The sequence below is a fragment of the Psychrobacter sp. DM4 genome (genome assembly GCF_051307035.1).
Taxonomy (GTDB): domain Bacteria; phylum Pseudomonadota; class Gammaproteobacteria; order Pseudomonadales; family Moraxellaceae; genus Psychrobacter.
The window spans coordinates 22,767-43,125 of record NZ_CP195537.1 but is presented as its reverse complement, the minus strand read 5'-3'; the positions used below and the strand labels follow the sequence as shown (position 1 = coordinate 43,125).

Sequence of the window (20,359 nt, the reverse complement as noted above, 5' to 3'; positions counted from 1 at the left end):
GGTGTGCTCAGTGTAATAATAGGAGTTAAAACGGGCTTGGGGATGAGTAGCTACGATTTTGCGTTTGTATAGCACTCTTTGTTTTTTGCAGTTGCTCTGTCACGGTTTGCGTGAGCGTTGCCGCACCTATTGTGATAGCAGGAACGTGCTCAAAGCGCTTATTGATTTGGGTTAACACCTCGATCTTCTCTTGATTGTCAGGTAAGCGCTCAAGCTGCTGCCATAGCGACGTTGCTGCCTGCTGCACATGCGCTGTTGCTTTTTCGGCATCGGTGTTTCGTAAGCTTTTCTGCAGCGCCGTAAAACTGTCAGTACGTTTTAGGGTGTGCAATATAAGAGAGTGCTCTGCAACCGCTTCAGCCGCTTTAATTACCTCAATCGGTGCATCAATGGCCTTGACATCAAGGGCATCAACACGGTCACGTACTCGCACCACCAAATTATCAAACCGATCTCGATACGCTTTCGTCTCATTGATTCGTTGACGCTTCAGGGTTACCTGCTCACGCCTCTTTTGTAAGGTTAATCGCCGTTTTGTCAAAGCATCCTCTCTTGCGCGCTCAGCCTCTTCCTTAAGCTTTGCTTGCTCATGCGCTTTGTTGAGCTGGTATTGGAGCGCCATCGTACGGTTACGCCAGTCATCAAGCCGGTCTGCGTTCAATTGAGTGGTCTTGGTACGGGTAATCTCATCGTATAAGTCGTCATCTTGCACAATGACCGCTTCACTTTGATCAAGAAGGGCGATACGCTGCTCATAAAATGGCGATAGGCGTTGATAGGTTTTTTCACTGGTATTGATTTGCTGCCTTAGTTTTTTGATGTCTTCATTATTGGCGGTTTTAAATGTCTTTACATCAGATACAAGTATCTTCAAACGTGCCTCAGCGGTATCATCTATCTCTACCGCTTTAAGAGCACGCAGCGCCTCATGCTCTTGCTCAAGCGCTTTAAAACGCCCAACATCAAGATCTGCCAGTGCCGCGAACTTATGATAGGTATCAAGGTTGCTCGTTACCTCGATCGCCTGCAAATCCTCAAACGCTTCGCGCCAGTGTCGCTGCAGCTCAGTTTTTTCAACATCAATCTCATCAAGAGCTTTAAAGCCAGTCGCCAGTTTATTCAGCTTTGCGGCAAAGGGTTTTAGCGTGGCCTTCAACCCTTTGTAGTCAGCAATGACTTCATTATTAAGCGGGATCAGCTTTTTTAAAACCGTTTTATTGTTCAGCACCGTTTTATCAATCTGTGACAGCTGCTCTTCAAGACGGCTAACAGCGCGGCCTGTTTGTAGGGTATCATCTTGTCTAAACTCCTCAACCAACGCTAAAGCCGCCTTTAGTGCCTCACTTTGCTCTTTTGTGCTTATCTGCCTGGCAAGCTCAATCATTTTTTGGCGGGGGTCACTAAAATCCTGTCCCACCTCCTCGGTGAACCGCTGGGTACTCTTAATGTTTTTATCAATAGTAATAATCTGTTTAGACTGGTGCGCTAACTCTTCATGCAGCGCATCAATGGTTGAAAATAAGGCGCTGCGTACCATCTTTTTTTGACTCACAAAGTCGGCTGAGATTGCTAAAAGCTCATCAAGTGCGTGATCATTGGCCGCATCACTATGCGTCTGACTGTTACTTTTAGGGATAGCGGGTTCAAGTTCAACGGCAGGATCTACAAATCGGATATTACTGAGCTCAATTCGCGCAAAGGGTTTACGCTTTTTATAATGTATTGTGACGCCGTTAACCTCTTGTTCATTGCTTTCTAGGTCAATACGTCCCTTGTCGTCGTACTCAATTACTAAACCATTTTTTTCAATGTAAGCATTGATCTCATCAATCGTCTCGTTGTACTCGTGAATCACTGAACGATTGCCTTTGAGAATATCCTTATATAGTGATTTACCCAGTTTCATTTTTGGTAAACGACTGATGCCCAGCTCACGGTAGGATTTCTCACTAATGGTTTTATTCTCAGGCAGTAGCTCATTGGCCATATCCGCCCAAAGGGTGCGTTGATATTTAAGCTCATCGCCGCGCCCGTTTAACCCCTTAGATAAACGCTCCTCCGTTGACCACTGCAACCAATTCTTGCGTGCTGATAAAGCATAACCCTCAACATCCGCTACTATCTCACGGCTTGAGAGTAAAATATGGGCATGAAAGTTACGACTGGTCAGCTCAACCACTTCAACCTCCCCCACATGTTTCTCGTGACTGTGGGGCCGATGAATGGCCACATCGACAAGCACGTTATAGCGATCAGATAAGGTTTGAGCGTAGCGCTCGGCCAGAACTATACGCTGATCCGCGGTGATCCCATCAGGAAACATCACGTCAATCTCAGTACCCAATTGCGCGTTTTTACGAGTCTCAATGCGTTCGATATCATTCCAAAAACCCTCACGTGTCACTGCTAGATCCCCAGCAAGAGTTGGCGTTATCAACGCCGTATGCATCACATTTTTCTCAATAACTTGCGTGTATTTAGTGCCATCACTGTCCACTAAGTTTAAGATTTTGTCTTTAGCTTTACTGGTATAATCGTGGACGACTCCTGACTGCTCATCAACCAGTTTTGAGCCAGAATTATAAGCCGACTTTGCCACCACACTATGATTTTTCGCCTTACTAACGGCGCTAACCGACAGATGAAACCCTTTATTATTCATAGCAAAAAAACCCAATATTGAGAGATGATTTTTGGGGGGGGGTTGTAGGGGGTTCGCCCCCTGCCGAACGACGGAGTTTATGTAAAAAAATAGTACCCCTTGTGGGTCTTTTTTACACAAACTCCTAAGTTCGCTCTTAACAGAGGGTTAAAATACTACTGCGCCCACGAAACGATGTGGCCTTGTGTATTTTACTACCTTGCATCCCTATGTGTACACTGCTAGGATCAACTCTATCATAGTTGACTAGAAAAGGATGAGATAATGTCAGTAATATCAGATGATCTATTCGCAGATAAGATAAAGCAGCTACAGGCTATTAAAAAAGAAATCAATCAGGACAGACTTGAGGCATATCAGATGTTGGGAGAATGGTTGGCCAACGCATTAGACGATGATGAAAATCATGAGCTACAAGCCATATTTTTAGACGCACATGATAATGAAAGTTACGTTCGTTTAAAAAAACACCGTGAGTTTTTGAAAGCAATTGCCAATAAAATACAAAGTAAAGCTCAGGTAGCACCAAGCAGCTTTACGCCCCCTAAGGACAATCATGACAATGAGCACGGTTCATTGTTTGATGATGATTCATCAGCGCAGTAGCTTCTAGAAATTACCTAATTGACGGTACAGCTTGATCATCTGCTAATTAGCGAAAGATCAGGAGGCGATTATCGGCTGTTTTAAGCGTTTTAAAATGGTTTTAGCTACCATCATATCGAACAGAGCTTAAAATGCATATAAGAGGGGTTTTTGAGCGTTTTAGCAGTACTTTGAGAGATGTTTGCAGGGGTATCAACAATGGCTACTGAAAATGAAGGCAAACTATCTACAAAAAATGAGACTGATATTGAGAATGTGGAAACAGGGTTGTCCAGAATGACAGACGAAGATATTCAAAATATCTTTGACCATGCTTTTGAAGATCTTCAAAGATCTAAGCTTGATCCGAACCATGCGAACGTGGAATAACATTAAGTAAATGGACAATTGCATTCTGAGCTACTGATCAGTTTTACAAGTGATTGGTCGATCAAATTATCATTTTAAATCCGTCGGTTTTTTGGTTTTTTCCTTATTATTTAAAATAAAAATATATTTTTTACTTTTAAAAACTTTTAAAGACTTTTAGACAGTCTGTAAGCTTTGCTATTAAAGGGTTACGCACTCTATTATGCTACTTTTATCCCGCATTATGCTACTTTTATCCCGCATTATGCTACTTTTATCCCGTTTAAATGCTACTTTTATCCCGCATTATGCTAGTATCTTAAAGTAACTAGCATAATGAGGTTGTCATAATGAATGATGTCGAGCTATACGAAAAAAAATATCCTGAAAAATGGATTGTTATGCAGAATAAAATTACTCAAGCTTTTAGAGAGATGTCTATTGATGAGAAGCGCATCATTATTCTAGCGAGCCCATTGGTTAGGGTTAATAATGCTACTGAAAAAACACCGATAGAGGTTGCGTCTTCTGAATTTGCTAAGCTTAGCGGAATAGATAGAAACTCGGCTTATAAGCAAATGAAATCAGCTAGCAAAAAATTAATGAAGCGTACATTCATTTATGAGGATAAGGATGGTGATGATACAGAGGTTCAATGGCTAATCAGGTCGAAATATGCAGATGGCTATATATCGATGCATTTTACAGATGAGGTAATATACTTACTTCAGGTTTTTGATAAGCTCAACCCTTACACTAAATATTTAAAAGAAGATATCTTAAACCTCAAATTGACTTACTCGTTAGACCTTTACCATCTAGCAAAAAAGTCTGAGGGGAAGGGTGGTTTTTCTATGACTTTAGATCAATATAGGCAAGAACTTGGCACGCCTAAGTCGTATGAGCGCATCAACAATTTGAAAGAGAATGCAGTTGATGGGCCCATAAAAGAAATTAATCAGAAAACCGACATCAAAATCACCTATGAAAACATCAAACGTGGACGCACAGTTACAGGTTTGACATTCACCGTCAAGGCCAAGCCAACTAAGAAAAAAGGACAGGAGGGCTTAAATCAGAATAATGAGGATAGAGATATCCCACCTCTAACCGTTAAGCAAATTGATCGTTTTGCCCCTTTGTTGGCTAACTACTCACCGTTTGGTAGTTACGCACCATCAGGTAAAAGCACTCAAGAAGTTATTAGTTGGTTACACACTCAATTAAGAGATGAGGCTTTTTTAAAGACCCACAAAAAGCACTTACTGGCGATAGGCTATACGTTCCCTAAGCAGAAATCATAATATGAAAAAAGCATGCTTAGTAGTTTTGGCATTACAAATGGTTTATATTGTACGTACATATATAAGCCATTTGTAATGCCATGACGACAACCAATTATAATATCAGGCTCGATCAAGAGCTCAAGGATAGCGCCTTTGCCGTGTTTGAAAGCTATGGATTAACGCCGTCTCAAGCAATCAAATTGTTCTTAACTCAAGTGGCGCAAACCAATAAAGTGCCACTATCTTTTGAGTATCAGAAAGTAGCAGCTGTCAGTCAAGATGAATTGCCAATCTATAAAGAGCATACTGATTGAGAGAAAAGATGAGTATTAGATTTGAATGGGATGAACAAAAAAACATCACCAATCAGTGCAAACACCGTTTATCATTTGAGGCAGCTACCCGGGTTTTTTAGATCCTTTATGCCTGCGTCAGCAAGACAGGTATGAAAATGGTGAGGAGCGGTGGCAGGCGCTGGGTACAATAGACGGCACAGCAGTCTTATTAGTAGCCCATACGCAGACAGACATAGATGGTGGCGAGGTTATACGCATTATCTCGGCTAGGTGTGCCACAAAGAGTGAGAGGAGGCAATATGAACAAGGTTAGCTATCAAATAGACGATTTACCACCACTAACGGCAAAGCAACAAGCGGACTTAGAATATTTAGCAACGCTTAGTGATGACAATATTGATTTATCAGATATTCCAGAAGTTACGGATTGGTCAAACGCTATCCGTGGCAGCATTAAGCCGCAAGCGTTCCGTTCTCTGCCAAGGCAAGCGTCATCAACCCAAGTATAATGGCCAAGTTTAAGGATAGAGCCAAGCAAACAGGTGGTGATTATCAAGAAATGATCAATGATGCGCTAGAAAAGTACTTAGCGGATCACTAGTCATAATTTAACGACCATAACCTCAAGATCACTTGAGGTTTTTTTATATCTTGCATTGTATTATGTTGTAATATGTATTATACTATATACATATAATACAAAAACTACATATTTACTCATACAACATTATTAAGGACAATGATTATGGCCATTACTACAGAGCAGATTCATGCCACTGCCGACCAATTGCAAGAACAAGGAATTAAGCCAACATTAGCTGAGGTGCGTAAGGCTTTGGGTGGCGGTTCATTCACAACCATCAGTGAGGCGATGAAGTCTTGGCGTCAGGATAACCAAGAAGAAGAGCAGCTCAGACAGGTTGAGCTGCCAAGTGGCATCACTGAGCGCTTACAAGCGCTTGGTGCGGATATGTGGCAGACGGCCATTGATATCGCCAATGATCGCTTGGTGAAAGAGCGTGAGGCACTAGAGAGTATTAAGGCCAAGGCACAAGCTGAAACAGATGAGGCGCAAGAGGCGGTTAAAACGCTAGAGAGTGAACAAGCCGATTTGTTGGTACAGCTCGATGAAGTCACAGCAACGGCAGAGGCAGCAGCAATCAGTACAGCTCAAATGACTGCTGAGCGTGATACGCTGTTACAGACGCTCAGTGATACTCAGCACGCGCTTGAGCTTGAACGAGCTAAGACAGATGCAGCCCAAGCTCAACTTGCAGATCTGCGCCATACCTTTGATCAGCAGTCAAAAGAGTTAAATGCCAACCTATCAAAAGTGGCCACGCTTGAAGCCACTGCTAGTAGCGATAAAGCAGAAATTGCACGTCTACAAACAGAACTGACAGTGACTAAGGGTGAGCTAAAGACAGTCACCACTGAACGCAATGAGATAGCGACTGACACAGCAGAAGTCAAAGGGGAGTTAAAGGCCATAGTCGCTGAGCGTAACAAGCTATCAGGACTCAACGATCAGCTGACCCAAACACAGGCTAAGCTTGAAGCTGAGCATAGCGTACTGAATAAGCAGTATAGCGAGCTATCAAGCCATCACCTATCGGAGCAAGAACAAGTGACTCTGTTACAAGATCAACTTAAGAAAGCACAAGATGCTCTGATACTTATTCAAAACAAAGATAATGCTTTGGATGCTGATTAAATAAAAGTATTCGAGGTTTCAGTTTAATTAGAATTTCAAGATAAAGAACAGTTATGAGTGTGAAAGATACTTTGCCCAAGACATAGATCTCGTTCTATTCACACTAAGCTTATGAATCAACCATGACAATATCGACTCACTGAATAAGTGATTGTTGTATATTAACTATTCTAAATTTTTCTCTGGACTCTTATAGTATATAGCCGAGTGGGCTATATACTACTTAAGTTAGCCTAAGTGAATTTATGCTGATTTTGGAGCCTTGAGCAGATTTCAAGGAACACTCACCCTAAAGCGTTTATGAGTAAAAAAATACTCACAAACGCTTTAGTGCATTCCTTGGATTTGATGTGATTAGTCATGCCGACTTCATCGCCCATCGCGTCATCAAGACCGTATCACTGTATCAAGCTACGGTTGTTAAGATTACGGCTGATAGCACCGCCTAGACACGCTCTTAACCGCTACTGTGCTGTCATACGCTAGCAAGGGCCTAAACCCAATATACCGCTACGATATGCACGAGTAACCACTCATTGCGTTGCTCTGATCCTTTGTCTAGTCACCCCTGTAGGGAGCTCACCCTTATGTCAAACGCAGTCGTCGCCGAGGCCTGCCACCCATTTGACGGGTAACAATTACAGAGAGAGCAGCACAAGGAGGTAACGAGCGAACAAGCAGTTTTTAAAATGTATAGTGAATAAGGTTGATATGAAAGCATATTTTGGATAAAATGCACCTACACGGGCATTTAATGCTGTTCAAATAACGCACTGCGTATGCTTATTTGTTCGTTACAGGGTGTTGACGCACACTGTAACCGTTAATTACATTAAAAACTAAATGCCTCTAGGAGTCAACTCCCAGAGGCATTTTTTTGTTTGTCATATAGATTAGGTTTTTAATATCTAGGGCATTTTTAAATTACTTAGGCTAAAGCAGAAAATAAACATAGAAGCCGTAGACCCGTTACTAAGAAGCGTCAAATCATCGCAAGTCTCTTAAAGGTTGACCATAGCTATTCTGAAATACAAATCGTGGCTAAGTACTCGCGTCAGTTGATTGCTGAGATGTCTCAAGAATTAAAGAACGTTTCTGGACATTAACTAACTACCTATCACTATGAAAAAGTGCCTAATTATAAATCAGGCACTTTTTGAGCTGTTATACCTTTGCTTAGTAATGATAACGGCACTGGACGATAATGATCGCATCATCTTGAATTTCATAAACCAGCCGATGCTCTTGATCAATTCGACGAGACCAGTAGCCTGCAAGGTCATGTTTGAGTGGTTCAGGTTTGCCAATACCCTTAAATGGGTCACGTTTGATGGCTTTAATCAGCTTACCGATCTGTTTGACTTTCTCTTTACTGGTTCTTTGCCAGTACTCATAGTCCTCCCACGCGTCTTCCGTCCAAGATAGTATCAAGCGTCTACCTCATCATCAAAAGTGAGTGGCATATCTTTGGCATCAATCTCACGTTCAATCAAGCGACCAGCTTTAGCATCAGCAATAGAGCGTCTGAGACGCTTGGCATTGGTAGGGCTGCTTAAAAGATGCAGTGTTTCCTCATACGAGTTAAACTCTTCTAAACTCATTAATACCGTCGGTTTAGCATTTTGTCTTGTAATTAATATCGGGCCTTTATCAGTGTCTACCTTATCGATATACTTTGCTAAGCTCTTTCTAAAATCAGTGTAGTTCACAACGTCCATAATAATTACTCCACGTTTAATTATGTTGGTTATATGACCTATCATTATAGGTTGAATGTTATACTAGTATATACTATATCTGTACTTATATCTGTACATATATTAGTAAGAAGCAAAGGGATAATTTGATATGTCTTCATGTATCTTTTTAAAACGTACATATGAAAGCTGACATATTGATCTTAGTTTAAATTTCTTGGCACGTTTGCCGCCTTATATTGTCGAAAGAAACAAATTTTACTCATATACTCATATACTCATATACTCATATACTCATATACTCATACCATTTTGCAGAAAAGCAATTATGAATGCAATATAATGGTTATTATCAAGCCTTACTGCATTAAATCGATTTTTATATGGCGTTGTGATGCCTTTAAATAAAGATCAAAGGGCGTAGTTTTATTTTTTTATTGTCGTATTCTCTCAGGATGTTGAGTCTCCGACAATCTCAGGGCGGTTCATTACGCAGTCAGCATGACGACTTCTACATCAGCGAAATCAAACATATCTGGCAGGACAGTAAATGCCGTTACGGTGTTCGTAAAGTCTGGCAGCAGATGAAGGCTGATGGCGTAAAGGTTGCTCGTTGCACCGTAGAGCGTTTAATGAAGCAGTATGGTATGCAAGGTGTCTGGCGCGGTAAGGGTAAGATTACCACCAACAGCCGTGACGACCAAAAACGCGCTGATGACCTAGTCAATCGTAACTTTAATGCACGTCAACCCAATCAGCTTTGGGTAGCTGACTTCACCTATATAAAAACAACTAGCGGCTGGGTATATACCGCTTTTATTATTGATGTATTTGCTCGCGCTATTGTGGGCTGGAAAGTATCGAATCGCATGAATACCGATATGGTTATGGCTGCGCTAAATCAGGCGATAGCAGACAGGAACAACCCTAAGGATGTCATTCATCACAGTGATCGAGGGGTTCAGTACTTATCTATTCGCTATACCGATAAGATGACGGACTCTGGCGTGATTGCTTCTGTTGGTACAACAGGCGATTCATACGACAATGCATTGGCTGAAACGGTCAATGGGCTTTACAAGTCTGAGGTGATTCATTATTTAAAGCAGAACTGGACTGGTGTGAACGATGTTGAACTGGCAACCCTTGAGTGGGTGGATTGGTTCAACAAGAAGCGTCTACATAGCACGATTGGATATGTGTCACCCTTTGAGTTTGAAAAGCGGTATTATGATAATTTAACCCTGTCAGGCATCGCTGCCTGACTCAAGTAGATCAGCCTCCGATATAGTCGGGGCGGTTCACATGTCATAAAAAGCACACTAATGAAACTATACTAACCAACATTCAAGACTAAGCTACACATACTAAAGAGCTTGAACATGAGAACAAGAAGCTTACGTAAGCCAGTTAGATTACAGTAAAATCCGCTTTTTTCGCCCAAGGAGAGATAGGACACACAATCAAGTTGTGGCTCAGTTTATTGATAAAAATAAGTGGGTCTACGGTATTAGAGCAATATTGACTGTGCAATATAGAAAATATGCAATAAACTTATTTTCTACCTTTAATAAAATGCAGCAACCTAAACAAGGGTAAATTATGAGTAATTCAGATAACCACAGTCATCAAGCTCCAGACCCTAAAAATATGAATAAAGCTTTTTATATTGGGATTGGTCTAAATTCTGCATTTACGCTCATCGAGTTTATAGTGGGCTACTCAACTAATTCATTAGCTTTAATCGCAGACGCTAGCCACAACTTAAGTGATGTTGCCAGTTTAATAATCTCGTTAATTGGAATGAAATTAGCACAGAAAGCATCTACTACGCTTTATACCTATGGCTACAAAAAAGCTTCTATAATGGCGTCTCTTATTAACGCCATATTGTTAGTTACAATCGTTATAGGTATTGCGTATGAGGCCTTGGGTCGATTTGATACGATACCGGAAGTTGCAGGAAAAGTTATTATTATTACAGCTCTAATAGGTGTATTTATAAATACTGTTTCTGCTTTTGCATTCTACAAAGGTCAAAAAGACGATATTAATGTCAAAGGTGCTTTCTTGCATCTAATGGTAGATGCATTGGTCTCTGTAGGTGTCGTTATCTCGGGCATTATTATTTACTATACAAGTTGGAATATCGTTGATCCTCTAGTTAGCTTGATTATTTCAGTCGTTATACTGTTATCGACTTGGGGTCTACTAAAAGAGAGTATCAAGCTTGCTATCGACGGAGTACCTCAAAATGTTGATCTCAGTAAAATCACTGCTATCTTAGAGAGCTATAATTTTATTCAAAACTTTCATCATTTACATATCTGGGCTTTGAGTACCACTGAGAATGCTCTTACAGTTCATATTGTACCGAAGACCAATATAACGTTTGAAGAGACTATTACTATGAAAGAAAACATCAAGGAAGATTTGGCGCATCAGAATATACAACATGCAACTATTGAATTTGGTACTAAGGCAGATGACAATCAAAAATCGCGTGCATTAAATGAAAGTATCAACTAAAAGATGATAGACCGTATATAGCTATCTCTTTTTAAGTATGAGGCGCGTGCCTTATGTCAACATAATTTTTTCAATCAGTTCTTATGTGATCAATAGTTTAAAACTTTTATATTTACGTGCGTTAGGACGTTACCTAGAAAAAATAAAAAACTTACGCTGATTAAATTATTATGATTAAGTTTACTATTACCCTCGTCTTCTAAGTGTGGTTAGACCTTTGCCAAAATAGCTTATTAGTAATAACAGGGTTATTATTATCAAGATAGGATAATTTCCCATAAGCATAAAGGGCGTGTTACCAACCCGTGCCTGTATCTCACCACGTAGTACAGTACGCTCAAACTGCGGTGCGCGTTTTACAATACGACCTTTATGGTTAATGATAGCGGTAACACCAGTATTGGTCGCTCGAATAAACCAGCGCCCGTTCTCAAGCGCGCGCATTTGTACCATTTGCAAATGTTGCAATGGTCCTGCTGAAGTGCCAAACCAGGCATCGTTAGAGACGGTCAACAAAAAGTCAGTATCGATGGCATTTTTACGCGTGGTATCTGGATAAGCTACCTCATAACAGATAGCCGTCCCTATATTGTGTTCACGCACCTTTAGCGGTGACTGCTGATCACTACCACGACTATAGCTCTTAATATCCTGACTACCGGCCAAACTTGGGAAAATATCGAGCACGCCTTCAAATGGAATATACTCTCCAAAAGGCACTAGACGCTGCTTCTTGTATAGGCCTTCCGCTTCTACACCTCGAGCAATCACGCTATTGTAAAATGGGGGATACTTATCCGTACTGGCATTGAATGCCGCTTTATCCTTATAAGGGATACCAGTTATCCATGTCGTATTGGTCGCATTGGCCATTTCTATCATTTCACTAATAAAGCCCGCAGCCTCATCCTGAAACATCGGAATAGATGATTCAGGCCACACCACCACATCACGTCCCCACTCAGTGCGCGTTAACTTCGCATAAATCTTTAGCGTTTCTACTTGATATTGCGTCAGCCACTTTATATCTTGTGAAATATTACCTTGAATCAATGACACTGACAGATCAGGTGTGCCCTTAGGTTTTGTCCATTGCGGATTGACCAGCCATAATGATGTGCTAATGGCTAATAACAGTACAGAAACGACGGCATAACTACTGCGTCGAAGCAGTAGCTCTACTAAACTTGCAGCCAATAGTATGGCAACAAAAGAGACGGCAAAAACACCAGCAACGGGTGCTAAGGACGATAACCAATACTCTTCAGTAAATGCATAACCAACAAACAGCCACGGAAAGCCTGTGAATAACCAAGTTTTTAACCATTCTTGTAGCACCCAAAGAGCAGCAAATGAAAAGGGTTGTTTGCCTACCATACGGTTAAAGACTAGTGCTAAAAATCCATGAAACAGTCCCATACCGAGACCCATCAATCCAATCATAATCAATGCGAGCCACGTTGGAGTATCGCTATAATCATGGATGGCAGTATAGAGCCAAAAGCCGCCGACGCACCATAGCCCCATACCGTAAGCTTCACCGATAATAAAAGCGCGACGACCACTCATATTTGGTACCAACAGCGCATATAAAATCGCTGGTGACACTATTGCTAGCGGCCAGAACCCATGAGGCGCTAGCGCAAATAAAAAAATAGCCCCTGCAAGCCATGCTGCTACTAGCGTAAACCATAGCGGTAATTGATTTGAGTGAGTACTCAAACGCTTTTGTAGATTAATAGTAGACAGGCGCATCGCAAATTATCCAAAATTATGAGTTTTGAATTTTTAGTCAAAATCCAAAACTCGGATAGACCTGTTAATACTACAGGCAGCATTTCAAAATGAAAGCTGCTTATGATACCAGTCCGCACTGCTCAATGGATAAATTTACGTACTCCGTTTGATGGGTTATTATGCTACATTACCAAACGATATGAAGTGTTACTTGACCTTCTATAGCTCACAATATCTACAGTACATGAGAGAGCACTATGACCCCCTTAAAAATAAAATCCAGTCTTATATTCAATCGTTATCTGTCTAAGGGGTTGCGTAGTACGTTAGTATTACTTGCCGCCTCATCACTATTTGCTTGTAGCCAACCGAGTAGTGGCGTATCTGATGCAAGCACAACATCGGCATCAACTGAAGATGTAGTGACTGTTCCGAAGACAGCTGAACCAAACGTTATAAATACTCCTATGATGACATCAGTAAGTAAACCAGACCTACTAAAAAACGTCTCAGCCACTGTCTATAAAGATGCCAATTGCGGCTGCTGTAAAGAATGGATAAGTCATGCAGAAGATAATGGTCTAAGTGCAACCGCGCAAGATGTTGCGGACTTAGCCGTATTTAAAGAGCGCTACAGCGTTCCAAATGAAATGCGTTCTTGCCATACTGTAGTCACTACTGATGGTTACGTCTTTGAAGGTCATGTACCCGCTAAATATATGGCGCAGTTTTTAGAAAATCCGCCAGTACAAGCTATGGGTCTTGCCGTACCTGGCATGCCTGTTGGTAGCCCGGGTATGGAGTATCAAAATAAATTCATGCCCTATCAGGTTATGCAACTCAATAAAGACGGGACGACCCAAGTTTATGCTGATATTGAATCGGTAGAGCAGCAATTATAGTGTGTTAGCAGTTAAGAATACTTTGATTATAGTGTTAGCGTTAAAAGCGAATGAAGCAAGTATAAGACTGTTCTATTGCTTATAAAATGATTCTTCATCAAAAAATTCATTAGCTATTGCGACTTTAAAATTAAAAATAACTTTGAATTTGTAACTTTTGATGACAATGTAAGCGGATTTATCGGTTATTAACCCTTAAAATAGATAAATAACTAAGGGTTAATACAAGAATATACAGGATGTATCGAAACAATTACGTAATATTACATAAGCTAGTAGGGAATTAGCATCTATATTAATATTATAAATTATTATATTATCTTAATAATTAGTTAGACCCTATATAGGGTAATTACTTCATCCAATAAAAAAACGTCTGAGGGTTAAATCTAAATTATAGATTTAACCCTCAGACGTTTTTTTGCTTATAAAACAGTAGAAATTGTGGTCAATCTAGTCAGCTATATTCTGTACATGTTACACAAACTTACATTGTAAAATGTGGGATATTAGCAATTTTTTCAACATCAAAAAAGTATTTTTGGGGTTTTTAAGGGTGATGACAGGCTAAACAGCCTATGCTAAAGTCGGCTTTGTGTTTTGGTCAGCAGCTTGATTTGTAACAGCTTCGTAAGACTTCAATGAGCTGTGATCGCCAATAATTATTTTTTATATGAATAATATGCAGCAGAAGTATCAGTCACTATGACGTATATATACTTGTGTTGTTGAGATTTAATTGACTGCGCTGTTGTTGATAACAGACGATTTTGAATTAACCGTAGGTATTAGATTTATGAAACAGGCTTTATTGATTTTGTCAGTACTGGGTATGGGCATAGCACAAACGAGTGGTGCTGCTATCACAATCTCTCAAACAAATAATACCATCACCAATACTTCTGTGGCATCAAACTACGGTTCATCAAAAAACATCTATAGCACCAAAAGTGGTGCTTATGTTTCTAATAATGATGAAATTAGTCAAGCAATTAGCAACCTAAGTGCGCAGGCCAAGCAAAAAGAGAATCAGCTTTCATCATTAAACAGCCGCTTATACGCTGAAAAACAACAGCAGCAAGTCAATAAGGTTCCTGACAGCAATTCAGCCCCCGCTATCGCTGCTGCTCGCGCCTCAAAAGTGGCTTTATCTGGCAGCTCTGGATATTGTGCCCGTTACGTACGTAAAGCACTACAATCAGCTGGTTATGAATTTACACCCAATCCTTCAGCCTATCAGTACGCCACTCGTGGCACGCTTGATAAAGCAGGTTTTAGCAAAATCAGTAATGATATGCCAACCCAAGTAGGTGATGTTATTGTCTATGATCGCTCATCAAAGCGCCCGCATGGCCATATCCAAATATTTGATGGCGAAAATTGGATTTCTGATTTCCGTCAGAACAGCATCAGCCCATACAGTGGTGTCTATGCTTATACGACATGGCGCGATTCAAAATACGTGGATGACGCATCCGCATCAGATCGTAATATCCACCTTGCTATGAATGATAAATAAGACCTGATAAGTCAGCACAACATAGTTGTTATTTCCTCCAACCCAGTAGTGATCTTAATATCATTGCTGGGTTTTTTTGTGCTTAACATCAGGGCGTATTTAACCTTTCATGATTTGATCCGTCAGAAATGAACACTACTGATATCATTACTCATGACAGGAGTTATCGACAAGCGCGTTTAAAATGCCACATGATGACGCTGGTGCACTACTTGCACATTTCTGGCGCAAAACGGTCAAGTGATGCTTTAAGTGCATCAGTTCTTCCATTCGTATTTCCACAGCATGAATGTGCTCATCTAGCAAGTTATTCACATCGCCGCAGTCCTTGTCAGGCGACTCCCAGTATTCAAGTAAGATTCGCACATCATCTAAAGCCATATCGAGCGTACGGCAATGTAGGATAAATTGTAGACGCTCAATGTGCTCTTCATTATATAAACGATAATTCCCTTCGCTACGAAAAGGCTCGGGTAATAAACGCTCTTTTTCATAATAGCGAATGGTTTCTACTGTGGCACCTGTGCGTTTAGCGAGCTCACCAATTTTGATTGTCATAACAACCTCTATGATTTAAATAATTAAAGTGGCTGTAAAGACTAGCGCTAGAGAAATTAAAATTACGAAACTGTAGATAAATAACCTTGACTCTAAAGCCACTATAGGGTTCATAATATCATTATTCAAAGGGTAAATTATTATGAAATATCATATTGAAGGTATGGACTGTGCCAGTTGCATCGGCAAGATTGAAACAGCTTTGAAACGTATGCCTGGGGTTTCTGATGTTCAGCTGAATTTCGCTACAGAAACGCTAGAGCTAAATTTAGCCCCTGATGCGCCGACTCAGGCTAGTGATATCGAAAAAACCATCAAAAGCCTAGGGTTCGGTATATCTGCCAATACTGGTCAACAAACTGTATCGGCTATTGATATTGACAGCGACAATCAGATGGCTCCGCAGGATAAGCGGTGGTGGCAAACTCAAAAAGGCAAACAGGTTGTTGGTCTCGGTATTTTGATGGGCAGCGCTTATGCACTGTCACTACTGTTCCCCGCTTATGGGATATGGGTGTTTGCCATCGCTGTGATTGTAGGCGTTTTTCCATTTGCACGCAAAGCCTTAGCACTGGCTAAAACAGGTTCATTCTTTTCAATTGAAACGCTGATGTCCGTCGCCGTGCTTGGCGCACTTATCATTGGTGAAGCTGAAGAGGCCGCAGCAGTTGTCTTTTTGTTCTCAATCGGTGAACTGTTTGAGAGTATCGCTGCTGATCGCGCTCGCGCTGGCATCAGAGCCTTATCATCGCTGGTTCCGAAAAGTGCAATTTTACTTGATGCTCAAGGTGGGCAGCGTAACGTTCCAGCGACTTCATTACAAGTGAATGACCTTGTGCTGGTGCGTCCTGGAGATAGGGTATCTGCTGATGGTTCCATTGTTCAAGGTGCGTCCAGCCTTGATGATTCGCCCGTGACGGGAGAGTCTGTTCCTGTTGCCAAGACGATGGGTGACAATGTATTTGCAGGGTCAATTAACATCGATGGTGTGCTCCAAGTGCGCGTAGAAAAGACAGCCGCCGATAACACCATTTCGCGCATTATTGATTTGGTAGAGCAAGCGCAAGCTTCCAAAGCACCCACTGCCCGTTTTATTGAGAAATTCAGTCGTTACTATACACCGGCTGTGATGGCTATTGCCGCCCTAATTATCATCGTCCCACCGTTAACCATGGGCGGAGATTGGTCAACTTGGTTATATCGAGGTCTAGCCTTATTATTGATCGCTTGTCCTTGTGCTCTTGTGCTCTCAACACCAGCTGCTATCGCCTCTGGTCTAGCGGTCGGTGCGCGCCGCGGCTTGCTGATCAAGGGCGGTAGTGCTTTAGAAATCATCGGCCAAGTGAAAACAGTTGCTTTTGATAAAACCGGCACTTTAACTGAAGGTAAGCCACGCGTTACTAATATTGTTGCCTTTACTCAACAGTATGCGGGTTCTCAAGGTAAAGATAAGGTATTGGCACTCTTTGCCAGTGTAGAGACAGGTTCTAGTCATCCGCTTGCTGAAGCCATTGTCAGTCATGCTGAAGCTGCTAAAGTTGTTATACCTGTGGCCTCCAACGCTTCTGCAACTGCGGGTAAAGCGGTGCATGCGACTGTCGCTGGGCGTGCGTTCGCTATTGGTTCGCCTGTTTACGCCGAAGATGAAGCATCAATTTCAGCCGAGCAACAGACACAAATCGAGGCGCTACAAAATGAGGGCAAAACCGTTTCAGTGCTGTTCGATGAGCAAAGTCGCGCGGTGCTTGGATTGGTTGCACTACGAGACGAGTTACGAGACGACGCTCATGAAGGTGTGGCTCAGCTCAAAGCGATGGGTGTGCGCTCTGTTATGCTCACAGGCGACAACCGCTTAACTGCTCAAGCACTTGCCAGTAATTTAGACGTGGAATGGGAAGCTGAGCTGTTGCCTGAGGACAAACTGCGCTTGCTTAACGAGATGAAGAATAACAGCAAAATAGCGATGGTGGGTGATGGTATTAACGATGCGCCAGCACTAGCAACCGCTGATGTTGGCATCGCGATGGGTGGTGGTACCGATGTGGCCATTGAGACGGCCGATATCGCATTATTAAAAAGTCGTGTTACAGACATGGCCCATCTGATTGCACTTTCGCGTGCCACCATGCGCAACATTCATCAGAACGTCATTTTCGCTTTAGGTCTCAAAGGCGTCTTTCTGATCACGACCGTATTCGGCATTACTGGACTATGGATTGCGGTTCTAGCTGATGCTGGAGCAACAGTGCTCGTTACTCTCAATGCGTTACGTTTACTGCGCTTTAAAGGCGCACCTTCAATGGTAACTGCGCCTAAAGTAGTTAAATAAAACCCTTCGAAATCAATTAAAAACTAGAGATAGCAGCAGATTTCGGGGGTGGGTTCTAATAATAAAAATTCCACCGCTACAGTAAACTGCAACCGCATTAGAGTAAATAAGGTTAGACCGTATGTTGATTACAGAATTGGGCTATTTTGCCTTGCTTACCGCTTTTGTATTGGCGTTATTGCAGGTAATTCTGCCAACTATTGGTGTTATTCGTAACCAAGTTGCTTGGCAACGACTAGCCCCTAGCTTAGCTTGGGCACAGTTTGCCGCCATGATAACGTCATTTGGTGCTTTGATAGCAGGTTTTTATTATAATGATTTTAGCCTCAGTTACGTCGCGCAGCATTCCAATACGCTGTTGCCTTGGTACTATAAGTTATCGGCGACATGGGGCGGACACGAGGGCTCTTTGCTGCTATGGATGACCATCATGGCCACATGGTGTGCACTGGTATCATACTTTAGTCGCGGCTTGCCGTTATCAATGCGTGCGCGGGTATTAGTTATTTTGGCCGGTGTACAGTTAATGATGCTAACAATGCTGATATTTACCTCGTCACCGTTTGAGCGTACCTTACCCAATCTAGCGGTCGATGGCGCTGATTTAAATCCTGTCCTACAAGATTTCGGTCTGATTATTCACCCGCCCATGTTATATATGGGCTATGTGGGTATGGTAGTACCTTTTGCATTTTGTATGGCGGCATTGTGGGAAGGGCGTTTAGATGCTGCTTGGACACGCTGGTCACGTCCATGGGCGCTCGCGGCTTGGGGATTTTTGACCATTGGTATTGCACTGGGCTCGTGGTGGGCCTACTACGAGCTTGGCTGGGGCGGTTGGTGGTTTTGGGATCCGGTAGAGAACGCCTCGTTTATGCCTTGGCTTGTCGGCTTAGCATTGCTGCATTCATTAGCAGTCACTGAAAAGCGCGGGGTGTTTAAAGCATGGACCATCATGCTGGCTATTTTCGCCTTTGCCTTAAGCTTGCTTGGCACGTTCCTGGTACGCTCTGGAGTCCTTACCTCAGTGCATTCGTTTGCCGCTGATCCGACGCGTGGTTTGGTCATCTTAGCTATTCTTGGCATTATCATCGGTAGTGGTCTATTGATGTTTGCCGTTCGCGGTTGGCGTTTAACCGTTGAAAGTCAATATCAGCTGATTTCACGTGAGTCCTTTTTAGTGATCAACAACGCCATCATTTTGATTGCAACCTTAGTGGTGCTGCTCGGCACCCTTTACCCTATTATCGCTGATGCCTTTGGTTTAGGACAAGTGTCCGTTGGCCCTCCTTATTTTAATGCATTATTTGTACCTTTAACGTGGCTGTTATTAATAGCTATGGGTATGGGCTCAAATATTCGCTGGAAAAAAGACACCCGTCCACTACTGGGTATAGGCATGGTCATCGCCGTTAGTAGCTTAGTATTAGCCGCCATTATTACTTACTTTGTTAATCCATCGTCTATGCTTAATATTGGTGTGACTTTAGCCGTTAGCTTTTGGGTACTGCTATGGATGGCAGTTGATTTTAAAGATAAAACTAAGAATGCGCCTAATCTTTTTAACGGTTTGCGGCAGTTGCGTCTGAGCTATTGGGGTCAACAGACTGCTCATATTGGCGTATTGGTTGCTGTCATTGGCATAGCCTTTACTAGTAGTTTGAGCATTGAGCGTGACGTAGCAATGGGTATTGGCGATACAGTCAATGTTCAAGGTTACGATTTTGAAGTAACTGAATTTTTTGAAATAAAGGGGAGTAACTTTGATGCAACGCAGGCGCAAGTCGTGGTATCCAAAAACGGTCGTGAAGCGGCGAAACTGAATCCAGAAAAGCGTACTTATATCATTAGCACTATGCCGACCACTGAGGCGGCCATTGATGCTAGCCTAATGCGCGATGTTTATGTCGCACTGGGCGAACCTATTGCCGATGGTAGTAACCAATGGGCATTAAGGATTTATGTAAAACCATTAATTCGCTGGATTTGGTTAGGGGCAATTATCATGGCTCTAGGTGGATTAATTAGCATGCTTGATAAACGATACCGCATCAAAAAAGTTAAAGCTCCGTTGCTAGTTACTGGTGATCTGGCTACTGATGGAGTCAATGAGGTAGCTATTGAGCAGGCAATCTCAGCATCGACGATGTCGACACTAAAGGAGAAATAAATGACT

16 protein-coding genes and 2 pseudogenes are annotated in these 20,359 nt (G+C 42.0%); 13 read left to right on the top strand and 5 right to left on the bottom strand.

Annotated features, from left to right (window positions below; translation table 11 throughout):
* Window positions 1–25: 25 nt before the first annotated feature.
* Window positions 26–2,662: a MobA/MobL family protein gene (locus ACR64G_RS12375; RefSeq protein ID WP_435980735.1), complete on the bottom strand. Its 2,637-nt coding sequence runs from the start codon at window positions 2,660–2,662 to the stop codon at window positions 26–28.
* Window positions 2,663–2,926: 264 nt separating this feature from the next.
* Here ACR64G_RS12375 and ACR64G_RS12370 point away from each other — a divergent pair, with 264 nt between their 5' ends.
* The 7 genes and pseudogenes from ACR64G_RS12370 (at window position 2,927) to ACR64G_RS12340 (ending at window position 6,912) form a co-directional block, all read left to right on the top strand.
* On the top strand, window positions 2,927–3,268 hold the full coding sequence (locus tag ACR64G_RS12370; protein WP_435980734.1) for a hypothetical protein: 342 nt from the start codon (window positions 2,927–2,929) through the stop codon (window positions 3,266–3,268).
* Between the two features lie 198 nt (window positions 3,269–3,466).
* Window positions 3,467–3,637: a hypothetical protein gene (locus ACR64G_RS12365; RefSeq protein WP_270897722.1), complete on the top strand. Its 171-nt coding sequence runs from the start codon at window positions 3,467–3,469 to the stop codon at window positions 3,635–3,637.
* A 329-nt stretch (window positions 3,638–3,966) separates the two neighbouring features.
* Window positions 3,967–4,920, top strand: coding sequence for a replication initiation protein (locus tag ACR64G_RS12360; RefSeq protein WP_045448300.1), 954 nt, complete (start codon window positions 3,967–3,969; stop codon window positions 4,918–4,920).
* 80 nt (window positions 4,921–5,000) lie between these two features.
* On the top strand, window positions 5,001–5,216 hold the full coding sequence (locus tag ACR64G_RS12355) for a type II toxin-antitoxin system RelB/DinJ family antitoxin (protein ID WP_435980733.1): 216 nt from the start codon (window positions 5,001–5,003) through the stop codon (window positions 5,214–5,216).
* 8 nt (window positions 5,217–5,224) lie between these two features.
* Window positions 5,225–5,511, top strand: a pseudogene (locus ACR64G_RS12350) (BrnT family toxin).
* Complete coding sequence (locus ACR64G_RS12345) at window positions 5,498–5,707, top strand: hypothetical protein (protein WP_435980732.1); 210 nt, start codon at window positions 5,498–5,500, stop codon at window positions 5,705–5,707. The pseudogene ACR64G_RS12350 and the gene ACR64G_RS12345 overlap by 14 nt, the downstream one beginning before the upstream one ends.
* 236 nt (window positions 5,708–5,943) lie before the next feature.
* The gene (locus ACR64G_RS12340) at window positions 5,944–6,912 is read left to right on the top strand and encodes a DNA-binding protein (protein WP_435980731.1); all 969 of its coding nucleotides are present in this window, start codon (window positions 5,944–5,946) and stop codon (window positions 6,910–6,912) included.
* A gap of 1,176 nt (window positions 6,913–8,088) precedes the next feature.
* On the opposite strand, the gene ACR64G_RS12335 is transcribed toward ACR64G_RS12340, so the two are convergent.
* Both ACR64G_RS12335 and ACR64G_RS12330 read right to left on the bottom strand, forming a co-directional pair.
* Window positions 8,089–8,343: a Txe/YoeB family addiction module toxin gene (locus ACR64G_RS12335; protein WP_087813577.1), complete on the bottom strand. Its 255-nt coding sequence runs from the start codon at window positions 8,341–8,343 to the stop codon at window positions 8,089–8,091.
* Entirely contained in the window at window positions 8,340–8,630 is a 291-nt protein-coding gene (locus ACR64G_RS12330) for a type II toxin-antitoxin system Phd/YefM family antitoxin (protein WP_087813576.1), read from the bottom strand. Before ACR64G_RS12330 ends, ACR64G_RS12335 begins: the two co-directional genes overlap by 4 nt.
* A gap of 470 nt (window positions 8,631–9,100) precedes the next feature.
* Between ACR64G_RS12330 and ACR64G_RS12325 the strand changes: the two are divergent.
* Together ACR64G_RS12325 and ACR64G_RS12320 are read left to right on the top strand one after the other, a co-directional pair.
* Window positions 9,101–9,874, top strand: a pseudogene (locus ACR64G_RS12325) (IS3 family transposase); the annotation flags it as partial.
* A gap of 337 nt (window positions 9,875–10,211) precedes the next feature.
* A complete protein-coding gene (locus ACR64G_RS12320) occupies window positions 10,212–11,138 on the top strand; it encodes a cation diffusion facilitator family transporter (protein ID WP_435980730.1) in 927 nt (308 codons plus the stop codon).
* A 186-nt stretch (window positions 11,139–11,324) separates the two neighbouring features.
* On the opposite strand, the gene lnt is transcribed toward ACR64G_RS12320, so the two are convergent.
* Window positions 11,325–12,893 carry an apolipoprotein N-acyltransferase gene (gene lnt, locus ACR64G_RS12315; RefSeq protein ID WP_068039556.1) on the bottom strand — a complete coding sequence of 523 codons (1,569 nt, stop codon included), beginning with the start codon at window positions 12,891–12,893 and terminating at the stop codon, window positions 11,325–11,327.
* 239 nt (window positions 12,894–13,132) lie between these two features.
* Here lnt and ACR64G_RS12310 point away from each other — a divergent pair, with 239 nt between their 5' ends.
* On the top strand, window positions 13,133–13,777 hold the full coding sequence (locus ACR64G_RS12310; protein ID WP_082787298.1) for a DUF411 domain-containing protein: 645 nt from the start codon (window positions 13,133–13,135) through the stop codon (window positions 13,775–13,777).
* A gap of 796 nt (window positions 13,778–14,573) precedes the next feature.
* Window positions 14,574–15,296 (top strand): CHAP domain-containing protein, encoded by a 723-nt coding sequence (locus tag ACR64G_RS12305; protein WP_198336923.1) that lies wholly within the window; start codon window positions 14,574–14,576, stop codon window positions 15,294–15,296.
* Window positions 15,297–15,443: 147 nt separating this feature from the next.
* Here the strand turns inward: ACR64G_RS12305 and cadR are convergent, their stop codons facing one another.
* Window positions 15,444–15,854, bottom strand: coding sequence for a Cd(II)/Pb(II)-responsive transcriptional regulator (cadR, locus tag ACR64G_RS12300; RefSeq protein ID WP_007394845.1), 411 nt, complete (start codon window positions 15,852–15,854; stop codon window positions 15,444–15,446).
* 142 nt (window positions 15,855–15,996) lie between these two features.
* Between cadR and ACR64G_RS12295 the strand changes: the two genes are divergently transcribed.
* Both ACR64G_RS12295 and ACR64G_RS12290 read left to right on the top strand, forming a co-directional pair.
* A complete protein-coding gene (locus ACR64G_RS12295; RefSeq protein ID WP_435980729.1) occupies window positions 15,997–18,183 on the top strand; it encodes a heavy metal translocating P-type ATPase in 2,187 nt (728 codons plus the stop codon).
* Window positions 18,184–18,304: 121 nt separating this feature from the next.
* The gene (locus ACR64G_RS12290; protein ID WP_201532476.1) at window positions 18,305–20,353 is read left to right on the top strand and encodes a heme lyase CcmF/NrfE family subunit; all 2,049 of its coding nucleotides are present in this window, start codon (window positions 18,305–18,307) and stop codon (window positions 20,351–20,353) included.
* Window positions 20,354–20,359: the final 6 nt, after the last annotated feature.